Here is a 22555-nt window from a genome sequence, read left to right as displayed (position 1 = left end):
TCGTGTATAGCATACCATAAAACAATTTGGAGGTGTTTTTGTATGAAAAAGGAGTGAGTTATTCAATCAGTGTAAAAGGAGCGACCGTTCGATTGAAGTTAGCAGAGATTCAGTCAAAAAATAAGGATTAAGAATAGTACACAAGTGGAAACATGAAGAAATGGTATCTTAATGGGGAACAGCATTGCTTTCATCAATTGAAATGAAACAACAAGCCATCGAAAGAGTTTCGACAACTGGCTGTTTCATAAAGTGTCATGATCCCTGTCTCAAAAATGAGAGTCAGTCCCGAATGTGGGGATTGTTTAATATGTTAGAGATCATTGTCTTTTGAAGATACTATGAATAGCTTTGTATTCGCTGCCGTATTTTCTGGGTAAGATCTTGATTTAATATCAATGCCAATTCGGCCTCATTTACAACAGAGCCCCATCTGAAAATAATTTCACTATTCAAACCATATTTCAAAAAAAGTGCTTGATAATCTACTTCGTGACTATCCTTGTTCAAACCTGAGTAAAACAAATCTTTTATAGATTCCTCTGAAAGAATAGAATCCCTTCTAGTGGCAATCATGAAACTCGATTGATACTTATCCATTATCCGCAATGCTTTATCTAATTCAGGCTGAGGAACTTTCGCCATACTGACATAAAAATGATTTCTATGTTCATCTAAAAGTAGTTCTGGCCCCTTTTCAAAACCTGAAGTATTTATTTCTGAGTCAATAGACTTCCATACTTTTCGAAATTTCTCTATTCGAGAATGTACATCACTTACTTTCTTACTCAGGAATATATAAAAATGGTAATTATTCAACTGGTCGCTAAAAATTTCGATAAGTTCATTTTGACAATAACGTTGAAAAGTCTTAATTCCGCCATCATCTAAAAAGTAATATCCATTAATACTATATACACTTAACTGTTTAAGTTCATTTATTTTTTGATCTAACCACTTATAGTAGTTTGTAACTTCTTTTTCGAATTCAAGTTCTATTTTCATTAGGCATCTTTTAATCAGTAGTTACATTTGCTCAAATTGAACAAATGCTTTTTCTTTTTGTAAAAACTCCTCAAAAAGAGATGCTAATCTATTTATATTCTCTTCTTTTGAATATAGCAACGGATTATAACCATCTGAAGGAGGCATATAATGAATAAACGGTTCCATATCCTCAGGATATCCAAAATCTGCGTATACTTCAGAAAGTTCATCCAACAACTCTTCAGTTGAATTCTTATTTATTTCTTTTAAGTGAGAAGTTATACCATATCTCCATTTCCTTTTTTCAATGTCCCATTGGCTGGATTCTTCTTCTATCAAATCATTATATAATTCTACCAATACCATTTGAAGTTTTCTATAATCTTCATCTGGGTCGCCAGCTCCCCAAGCTAATTCTAGGATTAAAGAATTTTCACATTCAATATGATTAGATAAATATTCCACAGCATACTTGCTTATTTCTTTATATGAAATCAAATCTAGCCTAATTCCTACATATATAGTTTTCCAATCATAATGAATATTATAAGTTTTTAAGACCTCTATAGAACTTTTCATTTTTTCTTCATTCCTATCTTTTAGGATTTTGATTAGGTAATCCTGTAATTTCACCTTCTGGAATAAACCTTCTATGAGTAACCCCCTTATTGGGATCTACAATCCACTCAAAAATACCATTTTGATCTTTTACCGAAAACACTCTTTCAATTATACGTAAATCTTTATTATAAACGTCCTTGTAACTATAGTATTTCATTCCACCTTCTATTTGATATAACTTAACCTTTGTTTTATCACCACCAACCAAATCAAACTCTTTAGCCAGTGGTGTGTAATTGTCAATTATATCATTGAAACCATGTTGACCATCTGGCTTTTTCAACGCACTTCCGACCCTTTTATTATCTATTACCGGATGTTCAATTTTATCTCCTTTAATCCCCATCTTCCCATTGAACCCTTTCGCCCCAAACGGCAAAAGCATTCCCAGCGCCGCATTCATACTCGCTTCCTGCTGTTCTTTCGAGACCTTATTCCCAAGCATGTCTCTACCTGTAATTGCTTCACTGAAACCGTTGGTGGCGGTGAGGCCATATAAGCCTTTTTGGGATGTTTTTAAGGCATCAAAGGATTTTTGCGAGGTCTTGTAGATGTCGACTGCTCGTACTGCAGCTGAGGTGGCTTGAGTCGTTTTATAAACGGCTTTCCCACCTTTGAAAATGCGTCCTGCCCAACCGACGATAGGGATATATCCTGCTGCTGCCATGCCGCCTGCGGCGACTCGCTGACCTGCGGTGAGCTCTTCGCCTGTGATCGGATCAACGCCTGTTGCGGCGCGTTTTGCATCGTTCACGCCAGTCAGTTCATTCACGATATTTCCGCCATAGTCGAGTGCTTTTTCATACCAAGGACGGTTGGCGAGGGCTTCTTGTTCCTTTGCGATCTCTCGGGCCTCTTCTTGTTCTTTTTTGATTTTCAGATATTCAGACGTTTGCTTCTCAATATCGCTTTTTGCCTTGTAGATTTCGCTATTTTGATACGCTTTCTTGTCAAAATTCATAGGCGAAATCGCTTTTCCGTCATTTGTCGCATTCATCATTTCTGCGTACAATGCCATTGTAGCTTGCTGCTCCGTTTCTGACAAAGCATATTCATCTTTTAAATTTTGATCAAGCTCTCTTAGGTCTTTTACTGTCTTTTTTCGTTCATCTTCTGCATTTGCAATTTTTTCATCAAAGGTTTTGCTGTCAAATACCTCTAGAGAAATGAGGTCGTCGATGTCTTGAAAAATCGTTTTGAGTGCCTTTTTTTGATCCTTTACAATGCTTTTGGCATTTTTGATGCCCATATGTACAGCGTTGTCTAAAAAGTGTTCTTCTACGAAGGTATCGCCGCCAAAGTTTGTATCATCGAGTGTCCCAGAAACACCTTCATGAAAGGCTTTTTGCTTATCAATGAAGCTGATAAACGTGTCTACATTTCCAGCCAGCTCTTTATAAAAGCTTTTAATGTTGTCGGCGCCTTTTCCAGTGAAATCATCACCGAGATTCGCCACACCTTGTAGTGCCTTTTTTAAATCTACCATTTGTTCACGGAGTTCCTGATAGTGTTTTGCCCTTGTGTCCGTGGCACTTGTTAGTGCTTTTGCATCAATTATCTTGCCCAGAAGAAGTCACTCCCTCCATTATTGATCATAAAGTCTATTTTACCGTGTCCACCAAAACGGAAAAATAGGCTAATTGACATAAAAAATGGAATAGACTCACTATTTAACGGGCTAAAAAATAAGATAGACAATGCGCTATGCTCTGTCTAGCCATACATTCGTTTTATTTATAATCATTGACAGGTCCTTTATCCATCAAAACCTCAATTTCATTAGAAGACTTCATTTTTAATTTAGGTCTGCGCTCAGAGTTTGGTTTGCTGTAAAGCTCAAGTGGGCGGATGATCACACCATCATTTGTATTTTGAAGTATACCTGGCACACAAGAATAAATACGATCATTGTCATTGGCATGTTTGGCATGAATCGTCACAGACGTTCCTTGGTGATTATCTATACTCATAGATACTCTATATCTATAAAAGGAACCTGTTCCGTTTGATTGGGCAGAATAAACAACCGGAACGACAGCAAGGATATCGTCATTTAACCGTAGTTTAATAACTTCTGTTTTCATTGATTCATGGTCTCTGCCGACATCTCCCATATGCTCAACAGCTCCGCTGCCGTAACTTTTGAGAGCAGGAATTCCTTTCGCACCAAACATAGCCACATCTACTTGCTTTCCTGACTTTGTGTAGACCAATGCATAAATATCATAATCGGTGCCGGACTCCCAGGATACTGTAGCTGTGATCTCAGGCGTTTTCTCGATTATGATCGGTTTATGACCTTTGTCTAGACTAATTTTACCCTGAACTTTCTCTAAACTGATAGGTGCAGCGACTTTCTCATTAGCAGTTGTCTTCGTTTGAGCAGGGTCTTTAATTGGTTGTTTTTCAGGAGCCATTTGATGTGTAGAAATATCCTGTTCATCAGGTTCAACCTCCACACCATAAAGCTTGCATAGACCTTCCAGTCCAGAATCGAAACCACGCCAAATTGAGCGTGCTTTCGTGTCACCATTTCTTATATATAGCTCTACTACGACAATGCCCTTTTCATTTGTAAAGTTTACTGGTGTTAGATAAAACACCTCGTCACCTGTTCGAATTTCTGCTTGCAAATTCTTCACTAGAGAAAAGCCCGTTCCTTGATCTTCTGTTAATGTAATAGCCATCTTTGTGATTCCAGCAGGCACTTTGCTCATATCAAAATTCAATTGATGCCTTTTCAACTGACCTGATACCTCTGCTGGTAAAAGTGACGCTGCACCCGAAGCACTCTCTGGTTGATTGTAAAAAATAATGCCATGATCTCCTTCAACCTGATCTGAATCTGTTAAAAGAAACGCCGTTAAAGAAATATCAATTGCAGATGACACTTCATAGCTGATGGATACATGCCCCTTTGGAGAACTTAGTACGGTATTGGCTCCCATTTGCAGTGTTTGATTCATTTCAACAACTCCTATACTTTATCTACCATTTATCGTTTTTATAGATCAATTATACCAAATCATGTAATAGAACCTATTAATATCTTTATCTCTTTTCAACCTCTGCAATGATATGAGACAATGCTAACTAAAAACAAACACTCCCGAAAGGAAAATCAATGTGTATAAAAGAATCATTCCTGCAATTATGGTGATATTCGGCCTTTGGATTCTTCTTCAAATATCCTTGAACATCAAGATCTTTCACAATCCAATGAACTATTTTGTCGCCATTACTCTCTTTTTTCTTTGTATTCAGGCATTAATAAAATTTAGACAATAAAAATTCACTCAGGCACATACACTTTTTTCAAAGGTAATAAAGATCTTGTCTCAGTTGGCATATCCTCATACCAATGTACAATAAGATTGACGAGTTCTTCTAAGTCCAATAGATGAACTTCATTATGCTTCGCAACAGCTTTTGCATGAGAGGTAAATCCACCAGTAGAAACAAATAAACTATTTGCATTCATGGGGTTTGCTCCTAATAATTGCTGCACTTCTGGCGCACTGGCTGAATTTTTCCGATGCTTGACTTGTACTTTAATAATGGGCTTTTCAAATCCAAATGCATCTTTATAAGCTAATATATCTACACCGCCGTCAGGACCTTTTGGACTCACACGAACATTGTATGACATAGCTTGCAGTAAGCCCCCGACTAAGTCTTGCATCTGCCACGGATCCAGTTTATCCACCTTATCTGCAATCATCACAGTTGCTTTGCTGACTAAATCTTCAATAATTTCATCTTCTTCTGTTTCATCTTCGAATGCTGGTATAGAAGTAGGGTTTTTAAGTAGGTGTTCAATTTCTTTCCCCCAATCATCTACACGAAAAACAGTTGATATAGAACCGAGGCTGTTCTTAGCTGATTGGCTGAGAGAATCTCGTTTCACTGCGATTGGTTCCCAATTGACTTGAATATGATTTGGATACATTTTATCCCCTGCTGCTTCATCAAAAAAATGTGGAGCAGTCACCGTACCAACTCGATATTCACGGCTTTCTTTTATGTATGTAATAATTCGATCTCCCTTTTGAATTTCTCTACTAAACCTCCATACCTGACTAACCCAGCTTCTTCTCGTAAAAGGTTTGTTCTCGGCGTATATGACATCAGCTCGAGCATTCATCTCTTGCTTTGTTTGATATTGTTTTGGATTACCTAATTTAGGCCACCCGATTGATGCTAATCCTTTCTCTTCCCAAATCGGAATTAAATCATTCTGGTCGCCTGCACGCACCATCCACCATTTTGTCATTTACGATCTCTCCCATTCCAATCTTCTTCTTTCTTACTAAATTATAAGACTTATATCTAGTGAACAAAAGGATATACAAACCAATTTTCCCGAAAGAACGTAAAAACCCGAACAAGCACATACTTCGCTCATCCGGGCTTCTCTTTTCCTTTGTTACATTTCTTCACCGTTCGTGGCAATGACGTTTTGGTACCAAGTAAAAGAATCTTTTTTGAGTCTCTTCATCGAGCCGTTGCCTTCGTTGTCGCGGTCAACGTAGATCATGCCGTAGCGTTTTTTCATTTCACCTGTTGTGAATGACACGATATCAATGATGCCCCAAGGTGTGTAGCCAATAAGGTCAACACCGTCGTATTCAATGGCTTTTTTCAGTGCTTCGATATGAGAAGCGAGATATTGAATACGTTCTGGATCGTGAATAGAACCGTCTTCTTCCACTTGATCTATGGCACCAAATCCATTTTCTACAATGAATAGCGGGATTTGATAGCGATCATAAAAACGATTCAAAGTATATCTTAGGCCTGTCGGGTCAATGGACCAGCCCCAGTCGCTTGATTTGATATAAGGATTGTCTACACCATGCGGCAGGGCTCCGTTGACAATATCTCCGTTGTTATCAGACACTGCATCACTTTTAACCGTTGTCGACATGTAGTAGCTAAAGCCAAGATAATCTACTTTCCCTTTTCTTAAGCTTTCTTCATCGCCTTCTTCAAACGGAATATGATAGCCTTCGCGTTCGAATTCTTTAAGTGCATAGCTCGGATAGTAGCCCCGAACTTGTACATCTGGGAAGAAATAGCGTTGTCTCATATATTCTTCAGCAAGCATGACATCCTCTGGATTTGAGGAATATGGATAGATTGGTACGTGAGAAACCATTGCTCCAATTTGAAAAGCAGGATTGATTTCTTTGCCTTTTGCTACTGCCCACGCACTTGCAAGTAATTCATGATGTCCTGCTTGATACATGATTTCTTTGGCATTTTCGCCTTCTTTGACTGATACCCCTGAATTTGTCCAAAGGAACAGTGGGTTGTTGACATCCATTTTGTTATTGATTTCATTAAATGTCATCCAGTATGTGACTTTGTCCTTGTATCGATTGAAGCACACTTCTGCGAATTTTGCGAAATACTCAGCGACTTTTCGGCTTCGGAACCCGCCGTATTCTCTTGCCAAATGAAGCGGCATCTCAAAGTGAGACAGTGTAATCACAGGCTCGATGCCATGCTTGAGCAGTTCATCAAATACATCATCATAGAATTGTAAACCAGCTTCATTCGGTTCAGCTTCATCTCCCTTTGGGAAAATTCGGCTCCAGCCGATGGATGTACGCAGGCATTTCAAACCCATCTCGGCAAACATCGCGATATCTTCCTTGTAACGATGGTAGAAATCGATCGCTTCATGGTTCGGATAAAATTTGTTGTCTTCTATCGTCTCAGTAATTTGTCTCGGTACTCCGTGAGCACCAGCTGTCATTACATCCACAACACTTGGGCCTTTTCCTCCTTCATTCCATCCACCTTCGAATTGATGTGCAGCTAATGCTCCGCCCCATAGAAAACCTTTTGGTAATGTCATTATTTATTCCTCCTATTTTACAATTGTAATCATGACGTCCGTTGGCTGACATGTCGATTGTGCTTCTACCATCACATCTTCATACGCTTGTGTATTGGTGATGATGACTGGTGTGACTGTTTTTAATCCTTTGCTTTCAATGGCTTCTTGATCAAATGTCATCAACAAGTCACCCTTTTTCACCTTGTCGCCTTCTTGAATTTTGAGTGTAAATGCTGAGCCATCTAGAGAAACCGTATCAATTCCTACGTGAACAAGTAACTCCACACCAAATTCTGAACGAAGTCCAATGGCATGCTTTGTTGGTGCAAGCATGACAACACTGCCGTCAAACGGTGCATACAGCTTATTGTCTGTCGGTTCAATGGCAAAGCCTTTGCCCATCGCCCCGGAGCTAAATACGGCATCCGGTACTTCAGATAATGTGAGCACTTTTCCTGCAAGTGGTGCAGTGATTGTTTCTTCATTGTTCATCGAAGCATTCTTTTTTTCTTTATCTTGATCTTTGACAGTTGTTGTTCCGGCTGTCTGCTCCACTGTATCTTCCCCATAACCAAACATTTGAATGAGCACAACTGGTAAGATCAGCGCAATTGCGACACCAATTAAGATACCGATGATCGATGTTGGATAATCTGCACTAATTCCGTTCACAATTGTCAGCGGACCAGGCAAACCTGCATACGCAAAGTAATAAGGCGTGAAGAAGCTGGCAACGATGGCACCGGCTGCTCCAGAAATACATCCGAAAATAAACGGCTTTTTAAAACGTAAGGTAACACCGTAAATCGCAGGCTCCGTAATTCCGAAGAGTCCCGTGATTCCGGCTGAGACTCCGACTTTCCGAGTTTCGCGGTTTCTTGCTTTTAAAATAACTCCTAACACTGCGCCGACCTGAGCGATAACAGCAATGGTTTGATATGCCTGGAAGGAGTCACGTCCATATTGTTCAAAGTTGGCGAGCACCATTGGCGTAATGCCCCAGTGAACGCCGAATATGACAAGTACTTGCCAGAATCCACCGATAATGGCGCCTGCTAAAGCCGGTACATTTTCTGCTAAGATATTGTATCCGTTTGCAATCCCATTTGCACCTGCTGTTGAAAGAGGACCAATTAATAGAATGGTTAACGGAACCATGACGACCATACAGATAAATGGGACAAATAACGGTTTTACTACCTCGTGAATCCGTTTATTTAAAAATCTCTCTACATATGAAAGAATCCATACCAAGAACAGCGGAGGCAAAACAGATGACGTATAAACAGTTTCAGATAACGCAATGCCTAAAAAGGTAACGCCTTCACCTGAAGCCACACGCCCAGCAATTTCTGTCCAAGCTGGACTGACAAGTGCTGCTGTACACGCTACTGCGATATACATATTCGTTTTAAAATGCTTAGCTGCTGTGATGGCAATAAAGATTGGCAAAAACGTAAACGGTGCCCATGAAATGAAACTAAAGACTTCATATGTTCCCGTTTTCGAAAAGCTTGGAAATAACAAATTAATGAGGATAAGTGCACCTTGTAAAATACCAGCTGCAGCCAAAATATACACAAAAGGCGCAAACACAGCGGACATGGTCGCAATGACACGGTTCAGTACCGTTCCCTTGTTTTCATTAGGCTGGTCATCATCCGACGATTGGAGCTGAACAAGGTTGGAAAAATGCTCGTATACTTCACCAACATGCTGTCCGATGACGACCTGAAATTGACCGCCGTTTTCCACCACGGTAATAACACCAGGCATGGCGTTGACTGCTTCCTTGGCCTTTGGATTCGAACGTTTCAGTACCAAACGCAGACGCGTGGCGCATCTTGCGGCACTCACCACATTTTCTTCTCCGCCAACTGCCTCTAAGATGTCTTCTGCAAGCTTTTGATAATCCCTCACTTTTGACATATAACCCCCCCTTTATCACTACTAGTATATGTATATTATAATTATACCGGTACAATATATCAATACATATATAATTTTGATTAGCATATCAAAGGAAAATCGGTATGTGCTATAATACAAAGACAATAAATCGTGAAAACAAAGAGGAATGGCTATGTTAAAGTATCAACAAATTGCGAGCGATATTGAAAAATATATTGTCACCCATGAGCTGCAGCAAGGGGACAAGCTTCCTGTACTCGAAACCCTCATGAGCCAATTTGCTGTGAGCAAAAGCACCATTATCAAATCATTAGACTTACTCGAAAGAAAAGGAATTATCTATCAAGTGAGGGGCAGCGGCATCTTTGTTCGAAGACACAGGCGCAAAGGCTACATCAGCCTTTTATCCAACCAAGGGTTTAAAAAAGATTTAGAGGAATTTCAACTGACTTCAGAGGTTTTAATGCTAGACACCATCAAACCGCCCGAGGAAGCTGCGCTTAATTTGAACATTGAACAAGAAGAGGATGTTTTTTACCTCAAACGTATTCGTTATATCAATGGAGAAACCTTATGTTTAGAAGAATCCTACTACCGAAAAACCATCATTCCCTATCTCAACACAGAAATTGCCGCCGATTCTGTTTTTAAATTCATCAGTGAAGGCCTTGGACTCAAGGTCGGCTTTTCCGATATGTACTTACAAGTAGGAAAACTGAATGAAACCGAAGCAAAGCACCTCGGCCTTAAACAAGATGATCCCGCTCTCCGCGTCGAGACCGTCTTTCATCTCACAAACGGCCAGCCCTTCGACTTCTCGAAAATCACTTATAACTACATGCAGTCCCAATTTTTTATTCAAGCGAATAATTATTATGGGTGATGGATGGAAAAAGCTTCCTGAGACAATCAGGAAGCTTTTTTGTCGTATGAAGAAATGTCGCATGATGAATGTTTTGCCGAATATGAGGCATCACCCGCTCACCTCATCAGTTAATGAAAGACCGTTTCGATTCCGCCGCAGCAATACAATCCCTAATTCGGATACGAGCTTCACAATGTTATGACTCACGCCAGACTGTGTCAGCCCAAGTTTCTCCTCGGCTTTTAAAACTGCCGGATTCGACGACTGTTAGAAATATTTTGTATTGGAATGTGATCAGTTTGCTTATCTCAAATGTTAATCTCACATTAAATCTTGGCAAAACCTACTGCTCGATATATCTTTGATCTTTCGATTTAAATGGCTTTCTACCAACTGAAAACATTTTTCCTGAATCAATGACCGTTTATGCGTGTCTAGTTGTTCTTTTTCATCACCATGCACATCTTCATCTTCCTCTAACTGAAAATCAGTTAAGTCCATTTTGTCATGAACATGAGTTTTAATAAAAACATGAGCATTGTGAAAATAGTGCATATGCTCTACTAAAGAAGAGATCGTGGTGATAAAATCATCGAATGTTTCTTCTTCAAACGTTTTTTTGAGATCGAGATTACTATGGACATCAATTGAAATGTAATTATCTCTTTCATCCAGTTCTTCTTGGGTAGCTAGAGGATTATCGTGAGTCGTTGCTTTTCGATTTAAATCTGTAATGGAGAAATAAATGGTGATTTCTTTTTTATCGAGAAATTCATACTCCCATATTTCTGCGTCTCTTAATCTTAATATGCGGGTTAGGTTGTCCAACTTTTTAAACCCTCCATTGTTATTCATCTATTTCTAAAAAATGATGATCTTAATTCGTCGTTGCCGACGACGAAGACCTAGACGCTGCTTCATCAGCCTTCACACAATCAATCGCAACAACCAACGCAATCATTACAGGCTCCATCTCTTCTTTCAAAATATCAACCTTATAGCTGTCACCCCAAGTAAACCATTCCTTCTTCACCTGACCGATCACTTCGCCGTTCTGCAGCACTTGGAAATTCATATCCCACCAGTTGCCTTGTACTTCTACACCAGCAGCATCAATTGAATATTTTGCTTTAAAGAACGTAAACTCTTTTTTGATCGTCAATACCTCTTGCCCACCAACTTCTACTAAAAACTTTGGTAAAAAGCTAAACATTTTCTTCGTAATCACGGCGATTTCTTCTCGTTCTGTATTCAGAATGGTGAACGTCTTCGGCATCTTCATAAAGCTGCCCTCGACCACATACACATCGTTCTCCTGCTGATCCTTTACCGTAAACCTGCCGCTCAGACTAAATACTTTCTGCTTCATGTAAAGCTGTTTCATATGTACCTCCCTCTACTAAATGACAACTTCATTAAAGTTTATCATACAGAAAAAGGCCCAGATAACCCAGCTGTAAATTTCTTCACCAAAAACTGTATCAAACTAAGAGTTTTCCCCATTCATTTTACTTTTAAAAGCAAAAATGGCGATAGCTACAATAACACCTGTATATCCAATTACCCACCAAAGATGCAGTAAAATTGATGCATAGTCTCCAGAAAGTGCGGCTCTGCTAGCGTCTACTGCGTGAGCAAATGGAAGTGCGTACGCAATATCTTTGAACCAGCCTCCAACTAAATTCAAATCGAACCATGTACCACTTAACCATGCGCTCATATTCGTTAGTAGTGCTCCACAAATACCACCAACCTGCTTGTCGTTAAATATACTCCCCACTAAGAGCCCTATGCCGATAAATAGTAAAGATGTTGGCAAAAGGACAAGAATGGATAACAAAACACTGGAATTAAAAGGTAATCCTAAGAAAAGTGCTGCGATAAAGCTAATGATAACTTGAACAATTGCTATCGGTATGAGTGGGACAATATACCCTACAATGTAGTCTGAGGCAGAAAGAGGTGTAGTAAACAATCGCATCAAAAATGATGTACTTCGATCTTTAGCTATTAACATTCCAGAGAATAGTGAGATAAAAGAAAGCCCGAAGACGGCTATGCCAGGAATTAGTTTATCAATGACAAATAAATCAGTTGGAACATTCGCTTGAATAGCATGAAGCAAAAATAAGATAACTAACGGGAAGCCTATACCAAATGCTAAGTTTAAAGGATCTCTCAAAATCTCTTTACGATTACGTGTAGCAAAGGCTAGTGACTTCATCTGGTGACCTCCTCATTGGTAGCTAATGAAATAAAGGCATCCTCAAGTGATTTGGTGTTGGTACTTTCCATCAATTCAGCTGCTGTTCCAACTGCCTTTAATTTTCCTTTCGCCATCGTCCCTATTCGATCCGAAAGGGCTGCTGCTTCCTCCATATAATGTGTCGTGAGAATGATGGTCATGCTCCCCTTTAATTTCTCAATAGTACTCCATAGCTCACGCCTTGCGATGACATCGAGACCGAGAGTAGGTTCATCAAGAAAAAGGATTTTGGGGTCTGTAATGAGTGCCATTGCAATACTAAGTCTTCTTTGCATTCCTCCAGATAAGGTTTTAGCCTTCATTTTAGATACCTCAGTCAAACTAAACGTATGAAGCATTTCCTCCACTTTTATATCCACCGTTTTATTGTGGAACCCGTATATTTGAGCGATTAATTCAAGATTTTCTTTAACGGATAAATTAGGAGCTACTGCCGTTTCCTGTGGTGAAACATTAATCTGTTCTTTTACTGCGTAGGGATTAGAAACAATACTGTTACCAAGGATCGTTGCATCACCGGTAGTAGGGATGCTAAGACAGGTCAACATCTTGATCGTTGTCGTTTTACCTGCACCATTCACTCCAAGTAAAGTAAAAAGCTCGCCTTGTTCAATTGAAAGATTAAGAGAATCGACTGCAATCTTTTCTTCGAATTTCTTAGTTAGATTCTTTGTTTGAATAGCAATCATTCCTCATCCTCCTGATCTTCCTGTGCCTTATATATATCGTCAGCAAACTGCAGGAAGGCCTCATTTTTTACAATGGCGATTCCTTGAGCTTCATCACCCAAAATCAACAGGCTGTCTCCAGGACTGATGCTGAATATCTCCCTCGCTTTTTTAGGAATGACAATTTGCCCGCGTTCACCAACCTTTACAAGTCCAAATATGTGTTTTCCTTTTGGTTTCACCCCTACCTCTTCTGTACCATCCACATTATTCACGAGATCATCCAAAGCAACGCCATATATTTCAGCCAAAGCCTTACAATTGTTGATATCCGGCACAGTTTCTCCCGATTCCCATTTCGCAACAGCTTGCCTTGAAACACCAATTTTCTCAGCCACTTCTTCTTGTGTAAACCTGTGTATTTTTCGCATTTTTTTCAAATTCATATTGATCATGTTTTTCACACCCTTCAATATCATTATATAAGACTTATTCCGATCATCTACCAACTGAACATGACATCAGAAGTTATCTTCAATTTACATTTGGTTAAATGCCTAAGTTTAACCCAAAAAAGCCACCTCGAAATTAAGTGGAGGGGACTTTTTTGGTGTGTAATCGAATAAAGGAACTGAGATTCATATGTTTAATCACATATACTAATTTTTTCTTCTGCTACAACACCTTTTGCTAAAGCTAATAAGGGAAGTAAGAATGGCTTGGAAAATAGGTATTCCCTCACGAAAAGCATCACTAGATAAGTATAGTAATGTTATCAGTGAATAAAAGGAGGAACTATGAAAAAAATAAAGTTTTTTGACTGGACAATCAATTTACAACATGATTTAACCGCAATTACAGATCATAATGAAAAGAAATTGGTCATTTTAGAACCATCAATTGAACTAAACAGTGTGATCTGGATGGATGAAAACAATGAACTACAAATCAAACCTACTTGGGATTGTATCATTACAATCGATTCAACTAACAAATCACTGACAATTCAACAAACAGAAGAAGTTTTTGGAAATGTGTACGAGTGAAAATAGGAGGAATGATGAAGGAAACCACTTTTTTTGACTGGACGGTTCACTATCCAGAACATTTAACAGCAGTCAAAGATGATACAGAAAAGAAGATGGTTTTTCTAGAACAAACTGTTGAATTCAAAGGGATTATCCGTATTGATGAGAATGATGAACTGCAAATTAAGCCAACTTGGGATTGTGTCATTATTATTAATGCTAAAAAATGTCTGTCACAGTTTGTGATGCAGAATATGTTGTAGGTTTACCATAGAAAATAAAAAAGTCTCGTTTGAGGGAAATCACTCAAATGAGACTTTTTTGTTTAGTTTCAGGAATTATTTAATAACCATTTACAAAGTAAGCAATGGTTTCTAATTCATCTGCTTTCAGTTCTCTGTTCACGTAATTTTGATATTCTATCGTGATTTTCTGCTGATCTCCACCACAAAGATCAGTGTATTTCGCAATCATCCTAAGCTTATCTGTTTCCTGACGAAACTCCTCCTTTGTCCACGGTCTTTGGTGTGAAGGAATATACGTATCGGCATCAAAAGCATCTAACTCATCTAAAAGACGCAATGTTTCCTTCATTGAATAATGGACTTTTTCGGCATACATTTTCGGATAAATACAATCACCAAGAAAAAGGATTTTCTCTTCTTTCACATACACGATGACTGAGTCAGCGGCATGATCGCCCCCAACAAGTTGCACGACACAAGTGACCCCGCCAAGATCGATCTCCATCCGACGGTCAAATGTCACATCCGGTAAAACCACCTGAATATCTCGGTGATCCTGATATTCCTCCTTGATGGCCTTCGCGCAGAACTCAATCTCCGTTCCTTCCCTCACCCGCTCATCAATTGCTTCATCTGACCACGAAAACGGAAGAAGCTTCTCCATTTCCTTTCTTGTCTTTGCAGAAGCAATCGAAAGCGAATCAGGCAGCGCTGGCAGACCAAAGATATGATCCCAATGCCAATGCGTGAGCACAACCATATCAGGAGTCAAGTTCTCATGTTTTAACGTTTCTTTGATAAAGTACTTGGCATGTTCTTTCGAGTTACCAGCATCAATCATTAATGTCTTGTTACTGCCCACAACCATACCTAGAATGGGGCGGTCGGTAAGCGATATAGGTGTGATGTACCAAAAATTCTGACCTATTTTTTTAATTGAGTGCATAGGTTGCTTCCTCCTTTCTATAATTATATTTTAAATCGAATCACGTTTTTTACCATCGTTCCGCTGTTTATGATGCGGTTGTCCTTCAATATTATAAGTGCGGTTTACTAATTCGAATTCCATTACTCGAAGTAGCACGTGAAGCCAATATTGTTACAATGATTGCGATTGCAACACCCAAAGCCCCTACCCAAGTAATGGAAGATAGAGAAACTCTCTCTACAAAGATACCTCCAATAGCTGCACCTGCAGCCATCGCCAATTGCATCATTGACTGATTGAGACCTAATAGTATACCTGATGACTCTGGCTCCATTGTAGCTAGGTGATATTGTTGAGTCGGGCCAGAAGACCATGCAGCAAATGACCATAATATTAAAATGAGCAATACTCCAATATAAGAATGCGTAACTAGTGAGAGCAATATTAGCATGATGACATGTAATGTCATTCCGCTAATCAGAGTAAAATTCACACCCCATCGGTCGGTACTAAATCCACCAAACTTTGACCCAACTAGACTAGCAATCCCGAATACGAGGAGAACTCCACTCAGCAATTTGTTGCTTACACCTGATATATTTAAAAGGTAAGGGGATAGGTAGGTATAGGCAATTGAATAACCACCAAGCCAGAAAAAGGTGATGGCTAATCCCAACACTACTTTTGGTTTTTTAAAAAGAGCGAGTTGTTGAATTAAAGGTACAGGTTTATCCCCTTGGATTTTTGGAATCGTAAGAGAAATTATAACCATTGCTAATAATCCGAGTAAGGCTATTCCTCCAAATACAGCTTTCCAACCGAAGAAATCACTAGTCATTCTGCCCAGTGGGACTCCAATTATCAATGATGCTGTAAATCCCATTACTACTGTAGCAATAGCGTTACCTTGCTTACCTTTTGGTGCGATTTTTTCAGCAATTGTTAATGCAGTAACGACGACCATCCCCGCCCCAAGAGCCATAATAATTCTTGAAACAATAAATAATTTATACCCAGGAAGGACGAATGCAAGAATATTACCTAGAATAAAAATGCTAAGTGAAAATAACATTAACTTGCGTTTATTCATTCCCGATGTTAAAGCCATTAATACTGGGGTGAAGATGGCATACACAAGAGAAAAAATGGTAATTAACTGGCCGGCTGCAGCTATCGTAATTCCTAATGATTCAGAAATATTATCCAAAATACCAGAGATGATATACTCTGATGTACCAACTAAAAAACTTACAATAGCTAAAATGTATACCTTTACAGTGTTTGACAATGTAGATCACTCCTTATATATAATGTATTTACATATCTAGAATTGTTAATATGTATGAACAAAAAAATATATTACGATAAGTCGATTTGTATTTAATAAATGAAACTGAATTCTGATGTATGAATTCAGTTCATTTATTAAATATTTTTTTCTAGAATCTGAGCAATTTTTTTTATGGCATTTTCATCTCTTTTATAATACGTGTATTTACCTATACGCTCTGTCGTAATTAATCCAGCTCGCAGTAGAATTGAAAGGTATTGAGATGCTGTTGATTGTGTCATTTTCAATTTATCTGTTATTTGACTAACACATACCCCTGTAGTATTCATATCAATCCCTTCATGGGGGGTAAAATGACGGTCAGGTTCCTTTAGCCATTGTAAAATTTGCAGTCTTGATTCATTGGATAAGGCTTTGAAAACTTCTATTGGCTCCATACACCCCATTATATCGATAAATAACGATATGTCAACATGTATTGTTTGAGATCCCTTAAAACTTTCTATTTTCCTATGTCATTCTCGCCGCTTTAGGCTTAATCACGGTTTTTTGCGGGGTGGTGGGAAAACCCCTATAGCTTCTTCCCTGCTGGCAATGGAGATGTTTGATGAGGAAAGGATTAGAGTACTTATTTGCTGCTTGTTTAGTTGACCCTCAGCTAAATTTACCCTTCTCATTCCTCACTTACTTATGGTACGGCTCCCCCCGCACAATCCGAAACGCCCGATAAATCTGCTCCACCAGCACCAACCTCATCAACTGATGCGGGAACGTCATTTTCGAAAACGACAGCTTCTCATTCGCACGCTGCATGACGGCGTCGCTTAATCCGAGGGATCCGCCTATGACGAAACATACCTTGCTTTTTCCGTATGTTGCCAGCTTATCTATTGTATCGGCTAATTCTTCGGAACTTTTCATTTTTCCTTCGATGGCGAGGGCGATGACGTGGGCGTCTGGGTTGATTTTGCTTAGGATGCGTTCGCCTTCTTTGTCTTTGATGATTTTCATGTCTTGATCGCTGAGGTGTTCGGGTGCTTTTTCGTCTGCGAGCTCAATGATGTCGATTTTCGCATAGGCTTGTAATCGCTTTGTGTATTCGGCTATGCCTTGTTTTAAATATTTCTCTTTTAATTTTCCTACTGTGATAATTGATATATTCACAGGTCATCCCCACCTTAAGAACAAGTTATTCATATAAGTTATCAACAATTGTGGATAAAATTTGTGTATTTTGTGTCCGATCATTCGTTCCCCACTATATATATTGCAGGTTCATCGCACAATTCACAGGTTGTGGATAAACTGTGTGTATGTTCGATTTTTCTGAATTCTGGTGGCTGTTCGTGATCATCTATGTACATGTCTAATACGGTTTCTATGTGTTCTGCACAAGCATATAATGTTTTGTTCATAAGTTTCTGATTCCTCCAATATGTTGTCTGGTTATTCACAAGTGTTTCGCTCATTGTTCAATATAACCGATTTATTCACATGTTAATAGTCTTTTGCCATTTCCCACACCTTTTATCCACAAACCAAACAAAGAAGCCTCCACTTCTGTGAAGGCTTCTTTCTATAAAAATGGATTATAAAATCTTGTTCCTCTAACAAATGTAATCACTAGCGACACGATGAGTACCACACCAACAAACAATAACGCAGCATAATCTGCTTTTTGAAAGTCTTTCGCCGTGAACCATGTGCGCTTTTTATGCTTTCCAAATCCGCGCAGCTCCATCGCATTGCTGATCGTTTCAATCCGCTCCAAGCTGGAGAAAATCAGCGGCATCACAATCGACAGCGCATTTTTAATCCGTTTCCCCAGTTTTTCATTCTTCGATAAATCAATTCCTCTTGCTTGCTGAGAAATCGCTATCGTTCGAAAATCCCGCTGAATATCTGGAATATAGCGTAAAGCAATCGCGACAGCATAGGAAATCCGGTAGCTGACCCCGATTCGGCTGAGCGATGAGGCAAATTCACTTGGATTCGTTGTGACGATAAACAAAAGCGCTGCTGGCATGACGGTCACATATTTCAGCGTAATATTCAATTGATAGAAAAGCTGTTCCAGTGTGACGTTGTACCAGCCTGCAATATGAAACAGCTCATGCTTTGCTCCGTAGATGGCGACTCCTTGCTGGGGCGCAAAGATGTAAATAGCGATGTTGTTGATGACTAGGAAAATCGCCAGGACAATCACCACGAAGGAAATATCACGAAATCGCACGTTCGATAGCTGAAAGAATACGATACTGGCGGCTAGCATAAAGACTAAAATGCCTGTATCATACGTGAGCATCGCTGCGGATGACCAGAGGATAAAGCAAATGAGTTTGGTTGCACCTGTCAGCCGATGAATCGGCGACGGGCGATCGATATAGGACAGCATGTCTACAGCCATGTCATTCGTTCCTTTCTGTCAACCTCAATGAAGCGATCCACGAGTTCATTTGGATTTGGCCAGTCTGCTTTCAGTGCCAGTTCGTACAGCGATGTTTCCTTTAAGCTCGCCTTTTGGACAAGCAGTTGATCTGTCAGCACTTTGGCTGGGGTATCATCTGCGATTTTTTCTCCATCTGAAATGACAATGGTTCTTGTCGTGTATTCGAGCATCAAATGCATATCATGGGTGATCATGAAGATCGTGACACCCTGCTGATTTAATTGCTCTAAAAACGTCATCATCTCTGTGTAATGTTTAAAATCCTGTCCTGCGGTTGGCTCATCTAAAATGATGATTTCTGGCTCTAATACAAGAATTGATGCGATGGTGACGCGTTTTTTCTGTCCGAAGCTGAGGGCTGAAATCGGCCAGTTCCGAAATGGATATAAGCCGCATACTTTTAGAACCCGCTCCACCCGTTCCTTGATGTCGTCTTCCTTTACGCCTCTTAAAACGAGACCGAGTGCGACTTCATCAAAGATCATTTGTTTTGAAATCATTTGATTTGGGTTTTGCATGACAACGCCGATTCGTTCAGAACGCTGTTTGATTGTGTCTCCTGTGATGTCATCGCCATTCAGATGAATTGTCCCTTTCGTTGGCTTTTCAAACGCGCAGAGCACCTTGGACAATGTCGTCTTGCCTGCGCCATTGGCTCCAGCGATGCTGATCATTTCTCCTTTTTTGACGGTAAAGGAGATGTTGCTCAGCGTGTTTGGTCTTGTCGGATAGTCAAAGCTCAGCTCACGCACCTCTAGTAAATCCTGCGATGCAATCTGCTCTACTGACGGCTCAGACGCTTCCATCCACTGCTCGATTTTCTCTTTTTCCTCGTCATTTAAGGTGAGATGCTGTAAATTAGCTATCTGATCTCCCGGTGTAACTGGAATGCCTGCATATTTCATGGCCTTTACATATAAAGGCTCGCGCAAATATGCCGCTTCTAATACATTTGAGGCGAGCAATTCATCTGGTGTCATATCCGCTGCAATCGTGCCGTCATTGACGACGATGATGCGGTCGACATGACGGAAGAGGACGTCCTCTAACCGGTGCTCGACCATCACGACGGTTTTTTTCGTTTCTTTTTGCAGTCGATCGATAAGGTCGATCACTTCTTTGCCTGTAGACGGATCAAGGCTTGCAAGTGGTTCATCAAACAGCAAAATGTCGACATCGTTGACAAGTACGCCCGCAATGGCGACACGTTGTTTTTGACCGCCTGACAGCTCATGTACGGACGATGCCAGCTTGCCGTCCACCTCTGTTAATCTTGCCGCTTCTTCGACACGTGTTTTCATTTCTTCGCGTGTGACTTGATCATTTTCAAGAGCAAACGCGATGTCTGCTCCAACGGTCAGCCCGATAAATTGTCCATCAGGGTCCTGCAGCACCGTTCCGACGAGCTGTGAAAGGGAAAAAATGTTCTCTTTCTCTGCATTCTTCCCGCCGATGTGAAGACTTCCTTCCATAGAACCTTTATAAGACGCAGGAACTAGCCCATTGATACAATGGGCTAGCGTGCTTTTTCCCGATCCAGACGGGCCTGCGATGAGGACTTTTTCCCCTTCATAGATGGTCAGGTTGATATCTTTCAATGTCGGTTCTGCCTGACTGCGATACTTGAATCCGAAATGTTCGAATTGAATCATCGGTTTCTTCATTTATGTGTTCCACCTTGCTTCATGATGTTTCTTTCGATAGACTGCCGCTTTTGCTTCTCGTTTTCGCATAAGCCGCAATGATGATGGTTCCTAGTACACCGACTGTGATGATGTTCGAGATCCCTGCCACGATGCCTTGAACAAATACTTTGTTCGCAGGTTCTGCATAGATCACAATGTCGAGTACAGGAGCAATGACAAACCAGCCTAATGCCTGCGCACCTGCTTGTACGGCGTTGAAAAGCGTGATCTTCTTCCAGCCAAAGTCGCCCTCTTCTACTTTTAAACGGTTAGAAATGAAGCCAATCAATAACCCAACAACACCTGAAACGATAATCCAGCTCCACCAAGGGCCGAATGTGGTGGCATCTTTAATGAGATGACCAATAAACCCAATCAGTGCGCCTGCAACAGGACCAAAAAGCACAGCCATTAATGCAAGGAATGCGTATGATGTCTCAATTTGTGTATTCGGAATCCCAGTTGGAATGGAGACGAAGCGTCCTAAAATGACAAAGACGGCTGCGCCAATTCCGATGGCAACGACAGTTTTCGTTGAAAGTTGTTTACCTGCCATGATGTTTCCTCCTCTTATTCGTATATAATGCGCGGAGCTTTGCGAATCGAAAGGCGCCAGCCTGTGCCTGTACCGATGTTATAAGCCTTTGCAAATGACCCTTGATTGATCGCCACGCCTAAATGGTCGAGTGAATTGACATATACGAGTGGTTCGCCTACCTTTAAATCGGCAAAAGATCGTCCATAGGTCATGATATTTTTATACACATTTTTCGGCCCGTTGGCAATGGTAACTTCTATTGCATCGCCGTAATTAATTGAAAGCTGTTCAAATAACGTGTGATGAATGTTTGTCCATAGGTTTCCGAACCTCACGTCTAAAATATCAATCGTCCCTGTGATGACTTCTTCTTTCGCATACGCCTGTACGACTGGAAGGTGAATAATATCATCAATATTCGCCTTTGGCCCCACCTCTTCAAAAGAAATCACACCTGAAGCGATTCTCGCCCCTGTATATGCGTAAATGTCTCTCCCATGGAATGTATGTGATTTTCCCGACTTCGGCAGCCGGTTAATGGTTTCATCTAAATAACGGGCTTCCACAATGCCAATATCCTGCGCGACGTGCGTGAGTGTCCCGTTATCTGGGGTAATGATATAGTGCGAGCTTGTGGTTTTGACGACAAGACTCTTTCTCTCTGACCCAACGCCTGGGTCAACAACGGAAACGAATACCGTCTCTTCCGGCCAGTATGTGACGGTTTGGAGCAGGCGGTAAGATGCCTCCCAAATGTCATACTGCGGTATATTGTGTGTTAAATCAAAAAGGCGGATCCTGCTGCTCACCGTATTTGCCACTCCGTACATTGCGCTGACTGCTCCATCATCAATGCCGAAATCTGATTGTAAAACCAATGCATGTTCACTCATGTCAATCTCCCTTTCATTTGAAAAAATGGATGTGGTGTTTCACGTGGAACATTTGAACATTTGTATGAAAAAAGTGGACAATAAAAAATACCCCATCCTTATCTTTGAATCATAAGGACGAGGTATTTGTCTCGTGGTACCACCTTTATTTACTGTTTGCTCGCGCTAAACAGCCTCTACAAGTACAAAGCTCCAATCTGGCTCATATACTGTGGTTTTGATAACGAGTACCAACTCTCGTCGTGTCCTACTAATATCATAGATATGTTCAGCACGAGGCTCAGAGACCATTTTTCGAATCATTATTTTTGCTTCTTTTCAGCTGCCGAAGCTCT

Annotated in this window: 25 protein-coding genes, 1 pseudogene and 1 other annotated feature (1 of these 27 running past the window's edge); of the genes and pseudogenes, 4 read left to right on the top strand and 22 right to left on the bottom strand. The window is 40.2% G+C overall.

The window, feature by feature from the left end; all coding sequences use genetic code 11:
• Positions 1–339: 339 nt before the first annotated feature.
• The 4 genes from ACSSTM_RS12260 to ACSSTM_RS12245 form a co-directional block, all read right to left on the bottom strand.
• Positions 340–1005, bottom strand: a complete 666-nt coding sequence (locus tag ACSSTM_RS12260) for a hypothetical protein (protein ID WP_034660562.1) — start codon at positions 1003–1005, stop codon at positions 340–342.
• Positions 1006–1026: 21 nt separating this feature from the next.
• The gene (locus ACSSTM_RS12255) at positions 1027–1566 is read right to left on the bottom strand and encodes a DUF2247 family protein (RefSeq protein WP_034660743.1); all 540 of its coding nucleotides are present in this window, start codon (positions 1564–1566) and stop codon (positions 1027–1029) included.
• Between the two features lie 13 nt (positions 1567–1579).
• A complete protein-coding gene (locus tag ACSSTM_RS12250; RefSeq protein ID WP_437404294.1) occupies positions 1580–3175 on the bottom strand; it encodes a ribonuclease YeeF family protein in 1596 nt (531 codons plus the stop codon).
• Between the two features lie 163 nt (positions 3176–3338).
• Entirely contained in the window at positions 3339–4574 is a 1236-nt protein-coding gene (locus ACSSTM_RS12245; protein WP_437404184.1) for a TerD family protein, read from the bottom strand.
• A gap of 160 nt (positions 4575–4734) precedes the next feature.
• Here ACSSTM_RS12245 and ACSSTM_RS12240 point away from each other — a divergent pair, with 160 nt between their 5' ends.
• The gene (locus ACSSTM_RS12240) at positions 4735–4896 is read left to right on the top strand and encodes a hypothetical protein (RefSeq protein ID WP_223251416.1); all 162 of its coding nucleotides are present in this window, start codon (positions 4735–4737) and stop codon (positions 4894–4896) included.
• Positions 4897–4900: 4 nt separating this feature from the next.
• Here the strand turns inward: ACSSTM_RS12240 and ACSSTM_RS12235 are convergent, their stop codons facing one another.
• From ACSSTM_RS12235 to ACSSTM_RS12225, 3 genes are all read right to left on the bottom strand, one after another.
• Complete coding sequence (locus ACSSTM_RS12235) at positions 4901–5881, bottom strand: restriction endonuclease (RefSeq protein ID WP_066031490.1); 981 nt, start codon at positions 5879–5881, stop codon at positions 4901–4903.
• Between the two features lie 153 nt (positions 5882–6034).
• A complete protein-coding gene (bglA, locus tag ACSSTM_RS12230) occupies positions 6035–7471 on the bottom strand; it encodes a 6-phospho-beta-glucosidase BglA (protein ID WP_437404183.1) in 1437 nt (478 codons plus the stop codon).
• A gap of 12 nt (positions 7472–7483) precedes the next feature.
• Positions 7484–9382, bottom strand: coding sequence for a beta-glucoside-specific PTS transporter subunit IIABC (locus ACSSTM_RS12225; protein ID WP_060597661.1), 1899 nt, complete (start codon positions 9380–9382; stop codon positions 7484–7486).
• A 154-nt stretch (positions 9383–9536) separates the two neighbouring features.
• On the opposite strand from ACSSTM_RS12225, the gene ACSSTM_RS12220 reads away from it, so the two are divergent.
• Complete coding sequence (locus tag ACSSTM_RS12220) at positions 9537–10247, top strand: GntR family transcriptional regulator (protein ID WP_437404182.1); 711 nt, start codon at positions 9537–9539, stop codon at positions 10245–10247.
• Between the two features lie 49 nt (positions 10248–10296).
• Here ACSSTM_RS12220 and ACSSTM_RS12215 read toward each other — a convergent pair.
• The 6 genes and pseudogenes from ACSSTM_RS12215 to ACSSTM_RS12190 form a co-directional block, all read right to left on the bottom strand.
• Positions 10297–10524 (bottom strand): annotated as a pseudogene (locus ACSSTM_RS12215) (LysR family transcriptional regulator); the annotation flags it as partial.
• Between the two features lie 26 nt (positions 10525–10550).
• The gene (locus ACSSTM_RS12210) at positions 10551–11057 is read right to left on the bottom strand and encodes a hypothetical protein (RefSeq protein ID WP_187704258.1); all 507 of its coding nucleotides are present in this window, start codon (positions 11055–11057) and stop codon (positions 10551–10553) included.
• 49 nt (positions 11058–11106) lie between these two features.
• The gene (locus tag ACSSTM_RS12205; protein WP_034660571.1) at positions 11107–11613 is read right to left on the bottom strand and encodes an LURP-one-related/scramblase family protein; all 507 of its coding nucleotides are present in this window, start codon (positions 11611–11613) and stop codon (positions 11107–11109) included.
• Between the two features lie 102 nt (positions 11614–11715).
• The gene (locus ACSSTM_RS12200; protein ID WP_034660573.1) at positions 11716–12453 is read right to left on the bottom strand and encodes an ABC transporter permease; all 738 of its coding nucleotides are present in this window, start codon (positions 12451–12453) and stop codon (positions 11716–11718) included.
• The gene (locus tag ACSSTM_RS12195; RefSeq protein WP_437404181.1) at positions 12450–13184 is read right to left on the bottom strand and encodes an ABC transporter ATP-binding protein; all 735 of its coding nucleotides are present in this window, start codon (positions 13182–13184) and stop codon (positions 12450–12452) included. The genes ACSSTM_RS12200 and ACSSTM_RS12195 overlap by 4 nt, the downstream gene beginning before the upstream one ends.
• Positions 13181–13618 carry a helix-turn-helix transcriptional regulator gene (locus tag ACSSTM_RS12190; protein WP_034660576.1) on the bottom strand — a complete coding sequence of 146 codons (438 nt, stop codon included), beginning with the start codon at positions 13616–13618 and terminating at the stop codon, positions 13181–13183. Before ACSSTM_RS12190 ends, ACSSTM_RS12195 begins: the two co-directional genes overlap by 4 nt.
• A gap of 342 nt (positions 13619–13960) precedes the next feature.
• On the opposite strand from ACSSTM_RS12190, the gene ACSSTM_RS12185 reads away from it, so the two are divergent.
• Together ACSSTM_RS12185 and ACSSTM_RS12180 are read left to right on the top strand one after the other, a co-directional pair.
• The gene (locus ACSSTM_RS12185; RefSeq protein WP_034660577.1) at positions 13961–14209 is read left to right on the top strand and encodes a hypothetical protein; all 249 of its coding nucleotides are present in this window, start codon (positions 13961–13963) and stop codon (positions 14207–14209) included.
• A gap of 14 nt (positions 14210–14223) precedes the next feature.
• On the top strand, positions 14224–14454 hold the full coding sequence (locus ACSSTM_RS12180) for a hypothetical protein (RefSeq protein ID WP_223249962.1): 231 nt from the start codon (positions 14224–14226) through the stop codon (positions 14452–14454).
• Positions 14455–14533: 79 nt separating this feature from the next.
• Here the strand turns inward: ACSSTM_RS12180 and ACSSTM_RS12175 are convergent, their stop codons facing one another.
• From ACSSTM_RS12175 to ACSSTM_RS12135, 9 genes are all read right to left on the bottom strand, one after another.
• Entirely contained in the window at positions 14534–15382 is an 849-nt protein-coding gene (locus ACSSTM_RS12175) for an MBL fold metallo-hydrolase (RefSeq protein ID WP_034660578.1), read from the bottom strand.
• Between the two features lie 91 nt (positions 15383–15473).
• Complete coding sequence (locus ACSSTM_RS12170) at positions 15474–16652, bottom strand: MFS transporter (RefSeq protein WP_034660579.1); 1179 nt, start codon at positions 16650–16652, stop codon at positions 15474–15476.
• Between the two features lie 137 nt (positions 16653–16789).
• A complete protein-coding gene (locus ACSSTM_RS12165) occupies positions 16790–17092 on the bottom strand; it encodes an ArsR/SmtB family transcription factor (protein ID WP_034660581.1) in 303 nt (100 codons plus the stop codon).
• A gap of 247 nt (positions 17093–17339) precedes the next feature.
• Positions 17340–17819, bottom strand: a complete 480-nt coding sequence (gene rlmH / locus ACSSTM_RS12160; protein ID WP_034660583.1) for a 23S rRNA (pseudouridine(1915)-N(3))-methyltransferase RlmH — start codon at positions 17817–17819, stop codon at positions 17340–17342.
• Between the two features lie 80 nt (positions 17820–17899).
• On the bottom strand, positions 17900–18070 hold the full coding sequence (locus ACSSTM_RS12155) for a CxxH/CxxC protein (protein WP_066031484.1): 171 nt from the start codon (positions 18068–18070) through the stop codon (positions 17900–17902).
• 161 nt (positions 18071–18231) lie between these two features.
• Positions 18232–19062, bottom strand: a complete 831-nt coding sequence (locus ACSSTM_RS12150) for an energy-coupling factor transporter transmembrane component T family protein (RefSeq protein WP_034660585.1) — start codon at positions 19060–19062, stop codon at positions 18232–18234.
• Positions 19053–20768, bottom strand: coding sequence for an ABC transporter ATP-binding protein (locus ACSSTM_RS12145; RefSeq protein WP_420734997.1), 1716 nt, complete (start codon positions 20766–20768; stop codon positions 19053–19055). Before ACSSTM_RS12145 ends, ACSSTM_RS12150 begins: the two co-directional genes overlap by 10 nt.
• A gap of 19 nt (positions 20769–20787) precedes the next feature.
• Positions 20788–21345: an ECF-type riboflavin transporter substrate-binding protein gene (locus ACSSTM_RS12140; protein ID WP_012011871.1), complete on the bottom strand. Its 558-nt coding sequence runs from the start codon at positions 21343–21345 to the stop codon at positions 20788–20790.
• A 14-nt stretch (positions 21346–21359) separates the two neighbouring features.
• A complete protein-coding gene (locus ACSSTM_RS12135; protein WP_034660590.1) occupies positions 21360–22220 on the bottom strand; it encodes an SAM hydrolase/SAM-dependent halogenase family protein in 861 nt (286 codons plus the stop codon).
• A 110-nt stretch (positions 22221–22330) separates the two neighbouring features.
• Positions 22331–22555, bottom strand: a binding site (T-box leader) (it continues 46 nt past the right edge of the window).

Origin of the sequence: Bacillus sp. RK1064 (genome assembly GCF_051488405.1) — a bacterium.
Lineage (GTDB): Bacteria > Bacillota > Bacilli > Bacillales > Bacillaceae > Bacillus.
Note: the sequence above shows the minus strand (reverse complement) of the source record. Positions and strands in the feature narration are given on the sequence as shown.

Coding starts and splice junctions, on each gene's coding strand:
- ACSSTM_RS12245 (WP_437404184.1), bottom strand. CDS start 4,574: ATGAATCAAACACTGCAAATGGGAGCCAATACCGTACTAAGTTCTCCA.
- ACSSTM_RS12220 (WP_437404182.1), top strand. CDS start 9,537: ATGTTAAAGTATCAACAAATTGCGAGCGATATTGAAAAATATATTGTC.
- ACSSTM_RS12260 (WP_034660562.1), bottom strand. CDS start 1,005: ATGAAAATAGAACTTGAATTCGAAAAAGAAGTTACAAACTACTATAAG.
- ACSSTM_RS12145 (WP_420734997.1), bottom strand. CDS start 20,768: ATGAAGAAACCGATGATTCAATTCGAACATTTCGGATTCAAGTATCGC.
- ACSSTM_RS12235 (WP_066031490.1), bottom strand. CDS start 5,881: ATGACAAAATGGTGGATGGTGCGTGCAGGCGACCAGAATGATTTAATT.
- ACSSTM_RS12185 (WP_034660577.1), top strand. CDS start 13,961: ATGAAAAAAATAAAGTTTTTTGACTGGACAATCAATTTACAACATGAT.
- ACSSTM_RS12175 (WP_034660578.1), bottom strand. CDS start 15,382: ATGCACTCAATTAAAAAAATAGGTCAGAATTTTTGGTACATCACACCT.
- ACSSTM_RS12140 (WP_012011871.1), bottom strand. CDS start 21,345: ATGGCAGGTAAACAACTTTCAACGAAAACTGTCGTTGCCATCGGAATT.
- ACSSTM_RS12190 (WP_034660576.1), bottom strand. CDS start 13,618: ATGATCAATATGAATTTGAAAAAAATGCGAAAAATACACAGGTTTACA.
- ACSSTM_RS12155 (WP_066031484.1), bottom strand. CDS start 18,070: ATGAACAAAACATTATATGCTTGTGCAGAACACATAGAAACCGTATTA.
- ACSSTM_RS12135 (WP_034660590.1), bottom strand. CDS start 22,220: ATGAGTGAACATGCATTGGTTTTACAATCAGATTTCGGCATTGATGAT.
- ACSSTM_RS12180 (WP_223249962.1), top strand. CDS start 14,224: ATGAAGGAAACCACTTTTTTTGACTGGACGGTTCACTATCCAGAACAT.
- bglA (WP_437404183.1), bottom strand. CDS start 7,471: ATGACATTACCAAAAGGTTTTCTATGGGGCGGAGCATTAGCTGCACAT.
- ACSSTM_RS12255 (WP_034660743.1), bottom strand. CDS start 1,566: ATGAAAAGTTCTATAGAGGTCTTAAAAACTTATAATATTCATTATGAT.
- ACSSTM_RS12225 (WP_060597661.1), bottom strand. CDS start 9,382: ATGTCAAAAGTGAGGGATTATCAAAAGCTTGCAGAAGACATCTTAGAG.
- ACSSTM_RS12200 (WP_034660573.1), bottom strand. CDS start 12,453: ATGAAGTCACTAGCCTTTGCTACACGTAATCGTAAAGAGATTTTGAGA.
- ACSSTM_RS12150 (WP_034660585.1), bottom strand. CDS start 19,062: ATGGCTGTAGACATGCTGTCCTATATCGATCGCCCGTCGCCGATTCAT.
- ACSSTM_RS12195 (WP_437404181.1), bottom strand. CDS start 13,184: ATGATTGCTATTCAAACAAAGAATCTAACTAAGAAATTCGAAGAAAAG.
- ACSSTM_RS12165 (WP_034660581.1), bottom strand. CDS start 17,092: ATGGAGCCAATAGAAGTTTTCAAAGCCTTATCCAATGAATCAAGACTG.
- ACSSTM_RS12205 (WP_034660571.1), bottom strand. CDS start 11,613: ATGAAACAGCTTTACATGAAGCAGAAAGTATTTAGTCTGAGCGGCAGG.